The sequence below is a fragment of the Pontibacter virosus genome (assembly GCF_003096355.1).
In the GTDB taxonomy this organism is placed as follows: Bacteria; Bacteroidota; Bacteroidia; order Cytophagales; family Hymenobacteraceae; genus Pontibacter; species Pontibacter virosus.
The window spans coordinates 217985-235380 of sequence record NZ_QEKI01000006.1; the positions used below are offsets into that span (position 1 = coordinate 217985).

11 protein-coding genes and 1 pseudogene are annotated in these 17396 nt (G+C 50.1%); 6 read left to right on the forward strand and 6 right to left on the reverse strand.

Annotation, left to right across the window (positions count from 1 at the left end):
• Positions 1–9 precede the first annotated feature (9 nt).
• The 5 genes and pseudogenes from C8E01_RS21470 to C8E01_RS11540 all read right to left on the reverse strand — a co-directional run bounded on the left by C8E01_RS21470 (position 10) and on the right by C8E01_RS11540 (position 3535).
• Complete coding sequence (locus C8E01_RS21470) at positions 10–246, reverse strand: hypothetical protein (RefSeq protein WP_133242758.1); 237 nt, start codon at positions 244–246, stop codon at positions 10–12.
• 22 nt (positions 247–268) lie between these two features.
• A complete protein-coding gene (locus C8E01_RS22065; protein ID WP_262509642.1) occupies positions 269–403 on the reverse strand; it encodes a hypothetical protein in 135 nt (44 codons plus the stop codon).
• Positions 404–573: 170 nt separating this feature from the next.
• A complete protein-coding gene (locus C8E01_RS11530; protein ID WP_133242759.1) occupies positions 574–801 on the reverse strand; it encodes a hypothetical protein in 228 nt (75 codons plus the stop codon).
• A gap of 469 nt (positions 802–1270) precedes the next feature.
• Positions 1271–1399, reverse strand: a pseudogene (locus C8E01_RS22150) (glycosyltransferase family protein); the annotation flags it as partial.
• 393 nt (positions 1400–1792) lie between these two features.
• On the reverse strand, positions 1793–3535 hold the full coding sequence (locus C8E01_RS11540) for a phytanoyl-CoA dioxygenase family protein (protein WP_116543687.1): 1743 nt from the start codon (positions 3533–3535) through the stop codon (positions 1793–1795).
• 97 nt (positions 3536–3632) lie between these two features.
• Here C8E01_RS11540 and C8E01_RS11545 point away from each other — a divergent pair, with 97 nt between their 5' ends.
• The 3 genes from C8E01_RS11545 to C8E01_RS11555 are packed head-to-tail and all read left to right on the forward strand — an operon-like array spanning position 3633 to position 6928.
• Positions 3633–4394, forward strand: a complete 762-nt coding sequence (locus C8E01_RS11545) for a nucleotidyltransferase domain-containing protein (protein ID WP_116543591.1) — start codon at positions 3633–3635, stop codon at positions 4392–4394.
• Positions 4385–5449: a nucleotidyltransferase domain-containing protein gene (locus C8E01_RS11550; RefSeq protein WP_116543592.1), complete on the forward strand. Its 1065-nt coding sequence runs from the start codon at positions 4385–4387 to the stop codon at positions 5447–5449. Before C8E01_RS11545 ends, C8E01_RS11550 begins: the two co-directional genes overlap by 10 nt.
• A 60-nt stretch (positions 5450–5509) precedes the next feature.
• Complete coding sequence (locus tag C8E01_RS11555) at positions 5510–6928, forward strand: RtcB family protein (RefSeq protein WP_116543593.1); 1419 nt, start codon at positions 5510–5512, stop codon at positions 6926–6928.
• Between the two features lie 169 nt (positions 6929–7097).
• Here C8E01_RS11555 and C8E01_RS11560 read toward each other — a convergent pair whose 3' ends face one another.
• Positions 7098–10754 carry a YobI family P-loop NTPase gene (locus C8E01_RS11560; RefSeq protein ID WP_116543594.1) on the reverse strand — a complete coding sequence of 1219 codons (3657 nt, stop codon included), beginning with the start codon at positions 10752–10754 and terminating at the stop codon, positions 7098–7100.
• A gap of 197 nt (positions 10755–10951) precedes the next feature.
• Here C8E01_RS11560 and C8E01_RS11565 point away from each other — a divergent pair, with 197 nt between their 5' ends.
• The 3 genes from C8E01_RS11565 to C8E01_RS11575 all read left to right on the forward strand — a co-directional run bounded on the left by C8E01_RS11565 (position 10952) and on the right by C8E01_RS11575 (position 17122).
• Positions 10952–12469: a TROVE domain-containing protein gene (locus C8E01_RS11565; RefSeq protein WP_116543595.1), complete on the forward strand. Its 1518-nt coding sequence runs from the start codon at positions 10952–10954 to the stop codon at positions 12467–12469.
• 736 nt (positions 12470–13205) lie between these two features.
• On the forward strand, positions 13206–14582 hold the full coding sequence (locus C8E01_RS11570; RefSeq protein WP_116543596.1) for a 3' terminal RNA ribose 2'-O-methyltransferase Hen1: 1377 nt from the start codon (positions 13206–13208) through the stop codon (positions 14580–14582).
• A complete protein-coding gene (locus tag C8E01_RS11575) occupies positions 14579–17122 on the forward strand; it encodes a polynucleotide kinase-phosphatase (RefSeq protein WP_116543597.1) in 2544 nt (847 codons plus the stop codon). Before C8E01_RS11570 ends, C8E01_RS11575 begins: the two co-directional genes overlap by 4 nt.
• Positions 17123–17396: the final 274 nt, after the last annotated feature.

Below are 17396 nucleotides of genomic sequence, written 5' to 3' on the forward strand. Positions count from 1 at the left end.
TGTAAGCTCTCATGCGCTTAGGATACCGCATCCCCGATACCTGCCAGAAATTCGCCGATCACTTCCAGCGCCCCCAAAGTCCAGCCATGAGGCGTCTATGTCAAGGCCCGGAATGGCAAGCCAGGTGCCGTCTCCCTCTATGACCAGCCCATGCAGCATCACGGATTTCATGTCAGCGTAAGGGCATACCTCCCCGGTGTGCTGGTGAAAGGCATCAAAATCAGGTCGTCCGGAAAAAACGCTCATGCCCCAACATGAGCAACCACGCTCATAGCCAATGGACTTGCTTCACCTCTTCAGGCTTGTAGTACACTTTCTTCCCATGCTCTTTGACAAGTATAGTTCTTAACTCCTTGGCATAGGCCTTCTTGTTTCCCGGCTCTAGCTGACAGGCTGGCGTCATACCCTTCCTACGCTTCAAAATGAGCGTCTTCTGCAATACCTAGTTTGTTACCAGGAATTAGGTTACCAGAAGAATAGTTTGTTGAATTAAATAAAACGGCTGCAAATTCATCATAATTTGACAGGCATCACCCTGGCCCGAAGTGATAACCCCGGTTCGCACAAAGGCGGTCAGGGAAGCAGGAAGGGTCCGGCGGACTGTTTGTCCAGCGGATGTGCGATGCAAACCACCGCAGCATCCGGATGCTGCTTCAGCACCCAAAGGTGCCGGCCTCTCTTTTTATCAATCCGGCCAAAGACCCACCTGGGCGCTACGCTCCGCGGCACCGCATGACAGACTTGTTCCTCCGGCGCTTTGGTTTGCGGGAATAGACTTAGCTGCATTTCGTTCATTCGCATGATCTGTTGAAAAGCTTACAGGCCACTAGGTATTGGCCCGGTGAAGCATGGTAGCGAAGCCACCACACCGGGTAACCCCCTCCCTCAAATATAGTCCAACTCCTATATAATACCTAGAACGATATGCTTATTTTTCTGACGATTTCAGCCTCAGCGCCGCGGTGAAAATCCACCATGGCGCAGGCAGACAACCTGATAGTCTTCCCTTAAAACACCTTTCATCCGCCAGCATACAAGCCTCCGCTAGCAGTGAGCCGCAAAGCGGATTAGCTTCATCAGGGGGTAAGGCAGCACAGCAGCCTGTCAGCTGCCTGTCCAGTGCGTCGAACAAGATTTTTTACCTTCCTGCGAGCAGCCCCGCAGGCTCTCCCGAAAGCGTGCCAAATCATATACAAAGGCTTTGATGCCATCAGCCGTCATAGCGGGAAAGTAGCGTTCAAATCCTTTTTTTGACGTATGCCGCATTCATTTACTGCTCGAACTGCCCGCCGATCAGAATGGAACAGTCGGGTTTGCGCAGGAAGACGGCTTCGCTGAGCGGTGAGAAGCCCCCATTGGCCAATGCCGCTTTCATCGTGGTCAGGTCCCAGATAATACCTGCCTGGCTGGTGCTTGTCGGTCCAGGAGGAAATGCTCTCGTAAAATCAACGTTATCTCCAGGATCTGTTTTCGGCCGTCAGGCGGTACCTCGCTGGTACGCGCCTTCCTGACCGGAGCATCCAAGAAAGAGGTCATGAGGGATAGTGTTCTCTCACAGGTATCCAATGTATACAGCCTTTCAAATACTACAAAGACAGGACAACTGCTTGAGGAGTTGTTAGAGGCTTTCTAATACTCAAAACGGTGCATTCTGCCCTCTATAAAACCAGTAGACCGTATTTCAAGAATAACTAAATCCTGTGTCGCATCGGTGGGCCTGGATAGAGATAAACCCTAAACCACTTCATAAAGTAGGCGTTGGCCGGAGTCCATACCTGCTCCAAAAGCTAAGCTATATCAAATCTCCCTGCTCCAGCCACTCCAGCCCTTCGGGCAACTCCCGGTTGTTGAACTCCAGGTGAATGACGCGGCGGTGCTTGTTGTTCTCTGTTTTAGAAGAGGCGTGCAGGGTCAGCGGTTTAAGCAGATGTACCCCGCCCTGCTTTACTTTGCAGCAGGCGCTGTCGGTGGTGTCTCTGATCTCAGCGATCTCCTGGTCCGACAGAATGCCCAGGTGCGTACGCGGGATCACCTTCAGCGCCCCATTTTGCTCGTCGGTATCATCCAGGTGGATGCGCAAGGTATAGGCGCTCTGCAGGTACTCCAACGGTGGACGCACGCTCACCAAACCGGCCTTGTTGGTCCAGCCGCTGAAACCTTCGGTTTCTTTCTTTTCCTGTACATTGATCGGCAAGTCCTGGTGCCAGGTCACATACCAGTTTGATTTGGGCGGCTTATCAAAATAAATAGCTTTGGTCAGAAAGTAATCTGGTCCGAATCCTTCCTTGATTAAGGTACAGAGGTTACTATTAAAAAGCAGCTGCTTCAGGTTCGGAACCTCCTGCAACAGGCAACGGATGGCAAACAGGTCTTCGCTCCTGCTGAACTTTTCTTCATCGGCCGTTGCCTTGGCAATCATGGAGCACATCCGGCTCACTTCCTTGCTGGTGTATAGGTTCTCCAGCACGGCATAGCCTCTGCGCTTCAACTTCATCATGCTGTGCGCCAATTCCGACAGATTCAGTTCCTTGTCGTACTGCTCCGACCCATGGCGCATGCGCTCGTAAATACGGCGTTTGAGTTTATGCGGCTTGAGCACTTTCACACAGTCCCCGAAGCCAAGAATCTCCCGCTCCAGTTCGAAGTTAAGCTGTACCTGCAGCTGAATGATAATGCCATTAGCCGTTTTCTCCAGCAGTTTCTGTGAGTGATGGATCGGTTTGGTCATGACATAGGGGGCGTTCTCCCGATTTACAAACAACTCCACTTCCTCCGGCCCCTCGTTCGGATTCACCGACACCCCCACCACATGTTCAAAGTATGCTGCCAGGTTCAGCCCCTCGTTTTCCAGGTAGGGTTCATGCGACTCCCCTACTTCCATGATGCGGTCCAGCGCCAGCAGCAGCACTGGTTGACTACGCTTCTTGATGCCCAGCACAAACCAGCGGTTGCGGTACTCCTTCAGGAAATACGGGTGGAAGGTAAAGACCTGCGCTTCCCGCGCCTTGAAGGACTGGTAGGTCAGCTTTACCGGCCGCTTCTGAATGATAGCCTGGTAGAGTATATCGATGTGCTCCAACCCTTTCAGGTGCTCGTTCTTCTCCAGGTCAATCACGGGTGCTTGTTTGGTTTTGGCCGTGTGTATGCGGTCCTCCAGGCGCTGCACCATCCCGTTGAGCTCCTGGAAATGCGTAAAACCCTTGAACTGCCGCAGGATGCCCGCCACCTCCGTCAGCTTGCCCAGATCCTGCTCAGTGAGCGGAATATTGGTAATGGAGTACTCCGGATCCTCGTAGGTGTAGTACTTCTTATCGGTAATGATAATGGGCGCATTGTAGCCCAGTTTATCCGAGCGCATCAGTTGCAGATCCATCTGCACCGTGCGACGACTTACGCCCTTGTCTATACCTTCGAATTCGTAGAGTGCCTCGGAGCAGGCGTCAATCAGGTCTTCCAGCGTCCACTTTCTATACCTGTTGCGCAGGCAGTTGTCGATGGTGCGGTAACGGATGAGGGCATTGCGGTTGGCGGGCATGGGCAAGTATATTTTTGTGAAATATAGAAAATAATATCTCCTGCGCAAAAACACTGCGCAGTGCCTCTCTACCTTTGGCACATAAACAACAAAGGTCATGCAAGAACTGATACTACAAAAGCTAAGGGAGATAGAACAACAGTACGAGGTGCAGATCCTTTTCGCCTCAGAAACCGGCAGTCGGGCCTGGGGCTTCCCCTCCCCCGACAGCGACTACGACGTGCGCTTCATCTACCGCCATACCCGCGACTGGTACCTGAGCATAGACGAGCAGCGCGACACCAACGAGTACCTGAGCGGCGACCTTGACCTGGTGGGCTGGGACATCCGCAAGAGCCTGCGCCTCTTGCGCAAAACCAATGCGGCGATGTTCGAGCGCCTGCAATCGCCGATCGTATACCTGCAGCAGACCGATTTCAGGGAACAGCTGCTGGCGCTGGCACCAGCTTACTTCTCCTGCCGCGCCGGACTGCACCACTACCTGAGCATGGCCAACAACTACTACAAAGCCTGCGAGGCCGAAGACCAGGTGAAGCTGAAGAGCTACTTCTACCTGCTGCGCACCACCCTCTGCAGTCGCTGGATCGTGGAGCGTCAAGGTATACCGCCGCTGCAATTCCGGGAGCTGCTGCCCTTGGTAGAAGACCAGGCGATGCGCGACAAGATAGAAACGCTGCTCGTGCTAAAGGCGCAGGTAGATGAGTCCTTCCGTCACCCAAAGGAAACAGAGTTGGAGCTATACCTGAAAGGCATCCTCGACTACTGCGACTCCCAGGCAAAAGATCTTGAGAAACACCAGGGCGAGACGGAGCCGCTGAACGAATTATTCAGAAAAACGATAGCATACCCATGGCACTAACCATAGACGATCTGAAGCGAAAGAACCTGCTGCTGTTTGAGTGCATCAGCGGCAGCAGGGCCTATGGCCTGAGCACCCCTACCTCTGACACCGACATCCGCGGCGTGTTTGTGCTGCCGGAACAGGACTACTTTGGTTTGAACTACGTGGAGCAGCTAAGCAACGAGTCGAATGACATTGTGTACTATGAGCTGCGGCGCTTTGTGGAGCTGCTTTCCAAAAACAACCCGAACATGCTCGAGCTGCTGGCCATGCCCGAAGACTGCATCCTGTACAAGCACCCACTCCATGACAAATTCCAGGCTGAGGATTTCCTCTCGAAGCTGTGCAAGACCACCTTCGCCGGCTATGCGCTCACGCAGGTAAAGAAAGCCCGGGGGCTGAAGAAGAAAATCGTGAACCCGGTGGAGCCAGAGCGCCGTTCGGTGCTGGACTTCTGTTATGTAGCGCAGGGACAGGGCTCGGTGCCGGTGCAGGAATTCCTCGAGCAGCAGGGCCTGCGGCAGGAGGACTGCGGCCTGGCCCGCATCCCGCACATGCCCGACCTGTACGCGCTCTTCCACGAACCAAATACCCGACTTAAAGGCATTGTGCAAAGCGAAAAGGCAAACGACGTGTCGCTGAGCTCTATACCCAAAGGGCTGCAGTCGCTGGCCGTGATGAGCTTCAACAAGAACGCCTACTCCACCTACTGCAAAGAGTACAAGGAGTATTGGGAGTGGGTGGAAAAGCGCAACCAGGCTCGCTACGAGAACACGCTCTCGCACGGCAAGAACTACGACGCCAAAAACCTGATGCACACTTTCCGCCTGCTCGACATGGCCGAGGAGATCGCCACGCAGAAGCAAATCATCGTGCGGCGCCCCAACCGCGAGTTCCTGCTCCAGATCAAGGCCGGCGCTTTTGAGTATGCCGAGCTACTAGCGATAGCCGAGGAGCGGATTGCTAAAATGGATGCGCTGTATGAGGCGTCGGATCTGCCGGAGGAGCCGGATGTGGAGCGGTTAAATAAGGTGCTGGTGGAGGTGCGAAAAGATTTTTACAAAATAATTTAAGTGCGCAAAAAGACTGCGCAGCTGGTCAATTCCTTTGTATCATCACAAAGAAATAAAACTATGAACACACTGACACTTACAGGGAAAGACCTGCTTGAAATCGGCTTTAAACCAGGAAAAGCAATCGGCATTGCCATCTCCATCATGGAAGAAACCCATCCTGAAACTTCCAAAGAAAAGCAGCTACTGCTTCTGGCTAAAGTGCTTGCCTCGCCCTCCGATTACCAGGAAGATGAGGTTCTGGCTCCGCTTGCAGAAGCATTGCTCCCGCCAAAGCAGGAAGAAATCATTTCCCTTATGCCTGAGGCAAAGGAGTACACCATTTATGGGGCAGCCGGAATCGAAGCGGGTGTTCTGAGCCAGATGGATACTGCTATGCGCCTGCCTGTTTCTGTAGGAGGAGCCTTGATGCCGGATGCGCACCAGGGCTATGGACTTCCGATCGGTGGCGTGCTGGCTACGAAAGATGCAGTGATTCCCTATGCGGTAGGGGTTGACATCGGCTGCCGTATGAGCATGAGCCTTTACGCCATCGACGCGGATATTCTGACCAAGCAATCGGAGCAGCTAAAGCGCATGTTGCTCGACAACACGCGTTTCGGAACGGCTACTTTTAAAAACCCGAAAGACCACGCCATCATGGAGCGTCCAGAGTTCGCTGCTATACCTGTCGTGAAGAGCCTGAAAGACCGTGCCTATAGCCAGCTTGGCTCTTCAGGTGGTGGTAACCACTTCGTGGAGTTTGGCGTGGTGGAGCTGCATGATGCGCAGAACGAATTCGGGTTGCCAACTGGTCACTACCTGGCGGCCCTCTCCCACTCCGGCTCCCGCGGTATAGGTGCCAGCATTGCCGGCCACTATACCAAATTGGCGATGCAAAATTGCCGCCTGCCACAGGAGGCACGGCACCTGGCCTGGCTGGACCTGAACACAGCCGAAGGACAAGAGTATTGGTTGGCGATGAACCTGGCGGGCGACTATGCCTCGGCCTGTCATCACCAGATACATGAGCGATTAGCAACAGCTTTAGGTGAGCAGCCGCTGGCGGTCGTAGAGAACCACCACAACTTTGCCTGGAAAGAAAAAGACGCGGCTGGAAACGAGGTGATCGTGCACCGCAAGGGCGCCACACCAGCAGGTCAGGGCGTGCTGGGTATTATTCCAGGCTCTATGGCTACACCAGGTTTTATTGTGCGTGGTAAGGGTGAAGCAAGCTCCCTGAACTCTGCTTCACACGGAGCAGGCCGGGTGATGTCCCGAACCAAAGCCAAACAGACGCTCTCGCTGCCACAGGTACAGTTATACCTGCAAGAGGCCGGCGTGGAAGTGATCGGATCAGGCCTGGACGAAGCACCTATGGTCTACAAGGACATCCGCCAGGTGATGCAGTCACAGCAGGATCTTGTGGAAGTAGTAGGAACTTTTAATCCGAGGATTGTACGGATGTGTGGAGATGAGATGTATATGGAGAAGGATTAAATTTAAGTCTTTGTTTTACACATTAAAAAGCTCCTGCCTTAGGTTAAGGCAGGAGCTTTTTAATGTGTAAATAATTTCAATATTTATTGGTTCCTTAAAGGACATAAATTTCATTTAAAGTACCTGGATCCCCCTAGCACTACACAATGTATTGTTCAATAATATATTATTAATATTTAGCAAATACCCTTATTTTATTTTTCTTCTCAATGAGTTCGAATCGAATTATCATATCTCTTCCTTGAAGCTTTGTAAATAGTGTTCTATTATATGGAACATTGTCCAACAAAGGTTTATGCTGCTTCATAAATATTCTTGTATAATCACCTCCGATTTCTTCGATCAAAATTTGAATTTGATTATCATCTAAATTGTCAAAATGTAAAGTAAGAAGCGCTATACGTTTTTGAACAGAAGTATTAGCCTTGAACATAGCATTTAGCACTTCAAACTTTAATGAGATGAATTCATCTACTGGCAAAAGGTTACAGACTGTACTAGCTATCAAAGGGTTTTCAACAATAGTACTATCATCAAAATTTTTGATGATAGATAACTTATTTGACAAGCTCATTCTATTTGATATTAAAACCTGATTCCAGTCCTTAGCATCTAAAGAAAACTCACCCATCCTTTCTAAAAAGTCGTCTTGGTAATTCTCGATTAGTTTAATATGCAGATCTTTTCCTTTTGATTTCAGACCATCGAAATTATCACATGAGAGTGTTAAGAATTTCTGCGCAATCATAACCTCAATATGCGCAATGCTCAATTGGTTATATTTTACACGACTATACACATAAGGAATACTCTTTATCAGAAAAGAAAATGCATCTAGACTCAATTCATTGTTGTGTATTATTTTTAAAGAAAAATCTTTAATGTATTCAAGTTCTTTTTTAGTCTCATTATTTAACTTACTCCTAGATAGAACAGAATAATTTTGCTCAGAATTTAGGAATGTGATCAATGGTTCATCAAATTCATCGGCTTCTAAGTTCTCTAAATAGTCAAAAATGTTTTGCCAAGTTGGTTTAAGCTTGTTCTCAATAAGAAGAACTCGCCTAATTTCATTCTCATTGACTTCCTGTATAGAACCAATCATTGCCGTTTGGCTAATTAATAGTTTAGATCTAACTTCAATACTACAATCCTCTCTGTTTAAAATGGAAAGAATTGTAGTTTCATCCTCCAATACATTATCATTAATTTTTAGCAATACATTTTTAATATACTCTTCAAGATTATTAGATAAATATATTGTAAGGTTATCTAGCCCTGAATTTAAAAGAGTTGTATAGTGTGCTTTATTTAATTCCACAATGTTTGTAGAAATCCTATAGTGTTTTACTAATACAGAGATGTTATGATCATTAATTATGTAGAGATTGTTTTTATAAATATGATCAAATAATGTCTCAATTGAGCTATTAGGCAAATCAAGCTTTTCAAATAAAACCTTATTCTCCGTAATAAAAACTCGGATAGTATCTGTCTTCTTAAGGGCAGAACAGAAAGCCATAAAATCCTCCATCTGCTTCAGAAACCCTAACAAAGATTCAATTCCATCGAATTTGCTTATTGATTCTTTATCTCCGAAATCAAAAATCAGGATAAGTAGACTCCTTATTTCTTCTTCAGGTAATCCAGATTTGGAATATAAGTACTGCCACAATGTAGGCTTATAAATGCACAGAGCCTTTATAAAAAGGCCGAGCCCATCTGAATTACGTTTTACAAATCCAAAAATAAATTGAAACTGCTTTTCCCCATCAACGGCAAGCCCTTTAAAGAAATTATCATACTTGCCCCAATACCTTTCCTTGTTCACAATCAAGCATTCAGCTAGATCATAATTCAATATTTCTTCCCTTTTAAAGTATTTATCAGGCAATCTTTTGAGCAGCGTATCACTTTCGGTTAATGGATATTCAAAGTCTAAATTAATGCCACTTTTTACTTTTCTCTCAAATACAAAGTCATCTTTAGTTAAACTTATTTCATGGAAAAGTGAGATATAATCATCATAATGCTCATCAATATAACCATTAAGCAAGAGGTTACGAATGAGATAATTCTCCTTAAACTCCGCTAAATATTTTTCTATTTCAACTAGTTCAAAAATTTCCTTTATGCTAAAAGACTCAATCTCAGATATTTTATTTTTTAATTTTTCCTTTTCTCCTTTTAGAATATTGATTTGATTATTTGCCCTTGCCACCAAAAGATTTTCCCTTTGACTATAGCTAAGTTTAGAAACTTCATTTTCAATAAATGAAAATCTGACATCACTTTCTCTAGTATAAGAATCATTACACCTGTAATATTCGATTTTATTGGAGTTTTTAATTGATTCGAAATTTTCGTCTGTTAGAGCCTCAATAGTGGATACCCGCTTATAGCCGATGGAGAAACTTTGAAAATTATTAATTTTCGAGACCAGTCTATTGATATATACCGCTCTAAGTTCCTCAATAGGTTTCTCCTGTTCGGATTCTAGCAAAGCAATGTGCTCATCAATATCCTTGATTTCAGAGGTGATTTCATTTACTAAGTCTTGTGAATATAAACCTTTCCCAGAGAGAAATTTATAAAGCTTTCCTTTTCGCTTTCCTAATTCTCCAAAATCATCTGGATACATATTTTTATATACAATAATTGCGAAAAGATTATCCTGCACTAAATCTTTACTCAAGTTTTCTCTGTAAATCAAAAATTCATGAAAAATATTGATGAGTAACCTCATGTCTATATCATCAATAAAAGTTACTACATCAGAAGTAAAATCAGGAGAAAGAACACCTTCAAGATTTGCTTCGCTAATCAGTTTTGCCAACTGATCACCTGCGTTCGATGGATTAATGAAAGGAATAACAGGAATTATAAATTCAAAAAACTTAACTCTTTCATTCTTGTCAGAGAACATCTCATCTTTGATGGCATAGATGAATTTTACTTTGCGTTTGATCAGATTCGAGTTATTAATTAAGTTATTGATTTCTCTAAGTTTAGTAAAGATGTCAGTGCTTTCAAACCTGTCAACATCTTCAATAACTATTACATTAAAATCTGTTCTTTCAAAAAAATACAGTATCTCCTCTAAATGCTGGTTAAAGACAGATTTATCAATTGCCTCGCCAAGTTCAAATTCTCCCTTAATATTAAACTTGTTGATTTTAGAATTGCTAAAAGCTCTGTAAACGTTTTTAATAAAAAACCCAATACCCAGAAAAAAGAGAAGTGTTGATATAAAGGCCACCCAATCTAATTGATAATTAAAATACCATACCTCTGGATTGAGTTTATCTATTTTATTGAACTTGAATAAAAATAAAACACTTAAGGCCCAAGCAATTATAAAAAATGTTAGGGCTATCAATTTACCTGTAGTAATATTAACTATTCTCTTAAATCTTGAATCTGGAACAACAGAGGGTTCTACATGATAAAATATTTGTTGCAGAATACTTATTTCCAATTTTCTTTCTAGAGCTTCATCAGCTTTATTATCTTTAAATGAAGCGAGGGAGACATTAAGGTATTTATAGTTAGGGTATAAGTGCTGGAAAGTTTTAAGTATTGTGCTCTTCCCACTTCCATAGCTGCCAGTTAAAGCGATATTATTAACATCTTTTGCATCAATAGCTTGTTTTAAACTATCGATATATGGCTTAATCTTTTTAAGGTCGTTCTGATCTGTTAAAATTCTCGGAGCTAGTGTATTTATAGTAGTGTTGGTTTCATGCTGGTTAATCTGGTTTCTGTTTTCAAGGTGATTAATAAGCTTTTTTAATTTTCCTATTGTCAATTCTGTAAAAGAATACATTCGTTTTGATATTATAGCTTAACTGATTTATATATAGATTGATAAAATATTCTGAAGTTATATTACCAATTTAATATATTAATCTTTCACTTCATTGATTAGGTTAAAATTTTCAAAAAAATTAAATTTAATCCCTCCTGCGCAAAAAGACTGCGCACTAGTCCCTGAACTTTGGTCTATCATTAAAGCAAAAGGCCATGAAGTTCAACTTTCTCACACGCAAAAAGCACCAGACCGCAAACCACGAAGGAGCGCTGGCCTGGAAGATAGGACCAGCCGCCGATCTGTATGCAGCCGTTGTTACGGCCTCGCTGAGCGACACCTTCTACGAGAGCGGAAACCAGCGTCCGGCGCGCATCCGGGAGCTGATCGCGCAGAACGCCCCGGTGTTTGTGGCGAAGCTGGCCGTGTACGCCCGCACCCACATGCACCTGCGCAGCGTGCCGCTCGTGCTGGTAGTGGAGCTGGCCAAAGTGCACGCCGGCGACGACCTGGTGAGCCGCACCGTGGCCCGCGTGGTGCAGCGTGCCGATGAGATCACCGAGCTCCTGGCCTACTACAGCCTGAGCAACGGGCGCAGCGGCACTAAAAAGCTGGGCCACCTCTCCAAGCAGCTGCAGAAAGGGCTGGCCGTGGCCTTCAACCGCTTCGACGAGTACCAGTTTGCCAAGTATAACCGGGCCACCGAGGTGAAGCTGCGCGACGCGCTGTTCCTGGTGCACCCCAAATCCAAAGACGACACGCAGCGGGCGCTCTTCGACAAGATCGCCGCCGACACGCTGGCTATACCTTATACCTGGGAGACGGAGCTCTCGGAACTAGGGCAGCGGCCATTTGAGAACGCCGAGGCCAAAGCCGCCGCGGTGCGGGCAAAGTGGGAAGAGTTGATCGACAGCGGCCGGCTGGGCTACATGGCCCTGCTGCGCAACCTGCGCAACATCCTGCAGGCAGAGGTATCGGCGGCGCACATGTTGCGGGTATGCGCTACCCTCTCCGATGCCCGCGCCGTGCAGCAGGCCAAACAGCTGCCCTTCCGCTTCCTGGCCGCTTACCGCGAGCTGCTGCCCCTCACCTCCGGCTATACCGCCATGGTGCTGGGGGCGCTGGAGCAGGCCGTGCAGGCGAGCGTACAAAACATGCAGGGCTTCAGCGAGGAGGTGCGCGTGGTGGTGGCCTGCGACGTGTCGGGCTCCATGCAGCGCCCGATCTCCAACCGCAGCAAGATCCTCAGCTACGACATCGGGCTGATGCTGGGCATGCTGCTGCAGCTCCGTTGCCGCAACGTGGTGACAGGTATGTTCGGCGACCGCTGGAAGGTGATCAACCTGCCACAGCGCCGGGTGCTATCGAACGTGCAGGAGTTCTACCGCCGCGAGGGCGAAGTGGGCTACTCCACCAACGGCTACCTGGTGATCCGCGACCTGATCAATCGCCGCGTGCAGGCCGACAAGGTGATGCTCTTTACCGACTGCCAGCTCTGGGACAACACCGGCTACAACCACAGCCTGACCGAGGAGTGGAAGAAGTACAAAGCCATTGCGCCCAATGCCAGGCTATACCTCTTCGACCTGGCCGGCTACGGCAGCTCGCCTCTCAACCTGGTGCGGGACGATGTGTTCCTAATCGCCGGCTGGAGCGACAAGGTGTTCGATGTGCTGGAGGCCATTGAAAAGGGCGGAGATGCCCTGGCAGTCATTGAGGAAATGGAACTATAAAACAAGAACAGGAGGTGCCGTAAGTGCGTGATACTTCGGTGAAGTCTAATATGACGAGCAGGTTCGAACCCTGCACGCTGCCTACAGCGTTACCACGTGCTGCCTTTCGCCCTCCTGTTTCTTTCATAAGATTTGAGCGGTGCCGTAGGTCGGAGTTACTTCGATTCAGGTTCGGATGATGCAGGTTCGACTCCTGCTTTTCGCTTCTTTCACAGGAACGGAAATGGTGTAAATGGCAACACGTCAAAAAAGCACTCCGGTCGCCTGTCGCCCGCTCATTTTAATAATAGAAAAGTGGTGCCGTAGACAAGGGTTACTTCGTGGGTCGCAGGTTCGATTCCTGCCAGGGCGCGAGCGCCTTGTAGCTCAGCTGGTAGAGCAACGCCTTGCAAAAGGTTTAGGTCCTTTGTCGTCTGTCGCCCACTTTTATAAAAAATAGAGTGCCGTAAAATGGAGATACTTCGCCTGTAACGCAAAAGACTCCATTTGCCCATCGCCTCTATACCTACTGCAGGTGCCGTAGGCAAGCGTTACTTCGACTGTTAACCGGCAGGTCGCGGGTTCGACTCCCGCCATTCCTTTGGGAATGTAGCTCAGTGGTAGAGCAGCATGTCGCTTGCTGCCTGTCGCCCTGCTTTTTGTATCTGAGGCCACCTTTGGCACGTAAGCCGAAGGGTTTTCAGGGATAAAACCTTATATTCATTTCAGCATACCGCTATAGCCGAAAACAAATCAGATGATCTTAGAAATCACCACCACCCACTCCCCGGCCACAGACCTGGGCTACCTGCTGCACAAGCACCCGGATAAGGTACAGTCTGTAGAGCTGGCGGCGGGGAAAGCGCATGTCTTTTACCCCGAGGCCACTGCCGAACGCTGCACCGCCTGCCTTATGCTCGACATCAACCCGGTAGACCTGGTGCGGGTGCGCAAAGGCAATTATGCACTGCAGGACCAGTACGTGAACGACCGCCCCTATACCAGCAACTCCTTTTTAAGTTCGGCCATCTCCAAAGCCTTTGGCTCGGCGCTCAACGGCAGGTGCAACCCTAGGCCGGAGCTGCCCCAGACGCCCATGCCCTTCACGCTGCGGCTGAGTTCGCTGCGTGTGGATGCGGAGTTGGAAGCCGTGGAGCGGCTCTTTGTGCCGCTGGGCTATGAATTGGAGGTGCAGACCATTCCGTTGGACACCGCTTTCCCCGGCTGGGGCCTGAGCAAGTACATCAACCTGACGCTGCACAAGACCTGCACGCTGCAGGAGCTGCTCTCCCATGTCTATGTGCTAATACCAGTACTCGACAACAGCCGTCACAGCTACGTCTCGCAGCACGACATCGAGATACTGATGCAGAAAGGCGAAGGCTGGCTGGAGCAGCACCCGGAGCGCGACTGGATCACCCGCCGCTTCCTGCGCAACCTGCGCACCTATGCCAACGAGGCCATTCTGCGCCTGGCTGGCGAAGAGGCCTTGCCGCTAACTGATTACCGGTCGCCGCTACAGGAGAGCCTGCACCAGCAGCGCCTCCGCCGTGCCTTTGAGCGACTGAAAGAGAGCGGTGCGCAACGTGTGCTGGATCTGGGCTGCGGCTCGGGCAAACTGCTGCAGCTCCTGCTCCGCGAAGGGCAGTTTAAGAAGATCACAGGTATGGACGTGTCGTTTTCAGAACTGCAGCTGGCCAAGGAAAACCTGCACCTGAACGAGGCCTCCCCTGCCCTGCGCGAGCGGCTCTCGCTTTTCCAGGGGTCGGTGACATACCTCGACGAGCGGCTGAAGGGCTACGACGCCGTGGCCCTGGTGGAGGTGATCGAGCACCTGGACGAGGAAAGGCTGCCGGCCATGGAGCGTGTCGTCTTTGGCTACGCTGCCCCGGATACGGTGGTACTCTCCACCCCCAATGCTGAATACAACGTCATTTATGAAAAGCTGGACGCAGAGGCCTTCCGACACGAGGATCACCGTTTTGAGTGGACGCGGGAGCAGTTCAGCAATTGGTGCGACCACATCTGCCGCAGCTTTGGTTACGAGGTCAGCCTGGAGCCGGTGGGCCAGGAAGAGCCAGGAGTTGGAGCACCCTCCCAACTGGCGGTATTTAAAAAGACGAAACAAGCATGAAAGAAATAAAACTACCCGAAATAGCCCTGGTCCTGCTGGTGGGGCCGAGCAGCGCCGGCAAGAGCACCTTCGCCAGAAAACACTTTTTAGGCACCGAAGTGATCTCCTCCGACTATTGCCGCGCCCTGGTATCGGATGATGAGAACGATCTGAGCGCCACCGGAGACGCTTTTGAAGTGCTGAACTTTCTGGCCGCCAAGCGCCTGAAGCGGGGCAAGCTGACGGTGATCGACGCGCTCAACCTGCACAAGGACGACCGCGCCAAACTCGTCAAGCTGGCCAAGGACAACTACGCCCTGGCAGCCGCCATTGTGCTTGACACGCCTATACGCAAGCTGCTGGAAAGGCACGATGGGCGCACTGACCGCAACTTCGGGCGCCAGGTGATCGAGAAGCATTACGATATGTACCGCCGCACGCTCAAGTCCATCAAGCGCGAAGGCTTTGGCTATACCTATGTGGTGGACCCGGAGGCGGAGCTGCGGATCATACGGCAGCCGCTCTGGAACAACAAAAAAGAAGAGACCGGCCCCTTCGACATCATCGGCGACGTGCACGGCTGTTTCGACGAGCTGCAGGAGCTCCTGACAAAGCTTGGCTATAACTTAAGTAAAGGTGCAGACGGACGCTACCAGGTACAGGCCCCTGCCGGCCGTAAGGCCATTTTCCTGGGTGACCTGACAGACCGCGGACCCAAGTCGCCGGAGGTGCTGCGCCTGGTGATGGACATGGTGCGAAGTGGCAGTGCCCTCTGCATCCGCGGCAACCATGACGACAAGCTGCTGCGCTACCTGCAAGGCAAGAACGTGAGCCTGGCGCACGGGCTGGAGAAATCGGTGCAGCAATTAACCGACACTTCTGATGATTTCAAACATGAAGTCAGCGCCTTCCTGGACGGACTTATCGCGCACTATGTGCTCGATGAGGGGAAACTGGTGGTGGCGCATGCCGGCCTGCCGGAAGAAATGCACGGACGGGCCGCCGCTGCGGTGCGCGCCTTCTGCCTCTACGGCGAAACGACCGGCGAGGTGGATGCGTTCGGGCTGCCGGTGCGCCACGACTGGGCCAAGGGCTACCGCGGAAAAGCTACTGTGGTCTACGGCCATACCCCGGTGCCGGGCATCGACTGGCTCAACAACACGCTCAACATCGACACCGGCTGCGTGTTCGGCGGCAGTCTGACGGCACTGCGCTATCCGGAGCGGGAGACCGTTTCCGTGGACAGCCAAGCAGTATACAGCGAACCCATCAGACCGGTTATACCTGAAACGACAACAACAGCGCCACAACCAGAGGACGACATGCTCGACATTAGCCTGGTGCGGGAGAAGTACATCGTGGAGACAGGTATTGGCAAGCGCGTGATTGTGCGGGAGGAGAACGCGGTGGCGGCGCTGGAGGTCATGAGTCGCTTTGCCGTAGACCCCAAGTGGCTGGTCTACCTGCCGCCGACTATGTCGCCGCCTGAAACCAGCGGGTTGCCCGAGTATTTGGAGCACCCGCTGGAGGTCTTCAGCTACTACCGCAAGAACGGTGTGCGGCACCTGATCTGTGAAGAAAAGCACATGGGCTCCCGCGCCATCGCCATCGTCTGCAAAGATCCGGAAGTGGCCGTGAAGCGTTTCGGCATGCAGCACGCGGCGCCGGGCATTATCTACACCCGCACGGGACGCCGCTTCTTTTCGGATATGGCGACAGAAACAGCTTTCCTGGAGGTGCTACAAAAAGCACTCACGGCGGCGGATTTCTGGGACAGCTTCGGCACCGATTGGGTGTGCCTGGATGGGGAGCTGCTGCCCTGGTCTTCCAAGGCAAAGGATCTGGTCGTAAACCAGTACGCAGCAGTCGGGGCTTCTGCCTCCAACAGCCTGGCCCGGGCTGGCGAAGTGCTGCAGCAGGCCCTGGCGCGAGGTCTGGAGGTGGATGAGATGCTGGAAATTGTCACGCAGCGGGCACAGGCCATTGATCAGTACATCACCTCCTACCGACACTATACCAGCGAAACGGAAGGAATCGAAGGGATGTCCTTTGCGCCTTTCCATATCCTGGCCTCAGAGGGGAAAGTGCACGCGGACCAGCCGCATACCTGGCACATGGAGCAGATCAGCCATATCTGCCGCCAGGACGAGCTCTTCCTGCTCCTGACCAGCCACCTGCTGGTGGACCTGGAGGATGCCGAGAGCGTCAATACCGCCGTGAACTGGTGGACGGAGCTGACAGCAGCCGGTGGCGAAGGCATGGTGGTCAAGCCGCTGGACTTTGTGCCGACATTCAAAGATAGGCTGATACAGCCGGCCATGAAGTGCCGCGGCAGCGAGTATTTGCGCATTGTCTACGGCCCGGAGTATGACCTAAGCGGTAACCTGGAGCGGCTCAAGCAGCGCCACGTCAAGGCCAAGCGGGAGCTGGCCCTGCAGGAATTTGCGCTGGGTGTGGAAGCACTGGAGCGCTTTGTAAGGCATGAGCCATTGCGCAGGGTGCACGAGTGTGTGTTCGGCGTGCTGGCGCTGGAGAGCGAATCAGTAGATCCGAGGCTATAGCTAAAAGACTCGAATGGATAGAAGTTTAAAGACGGTTTACTGTAACGTAAAACTTTGCGGCTACAATAAACCGTCTTTTTTATTTACCTCCTAATCAGGTGTGAATACATTCGTTAACTACCAGAATCATAAAGTACCGCGTCAATTAAGTCAGGTTAATAAAGGCCAAGGCGTGGACAATAAGTTTTCTACTTCACACGGTGAAGACTTTGCAGCATAATACTATCTTTAGCTTACTAAACAGAGATCGACCATCTAAGTAATTTACACTCAT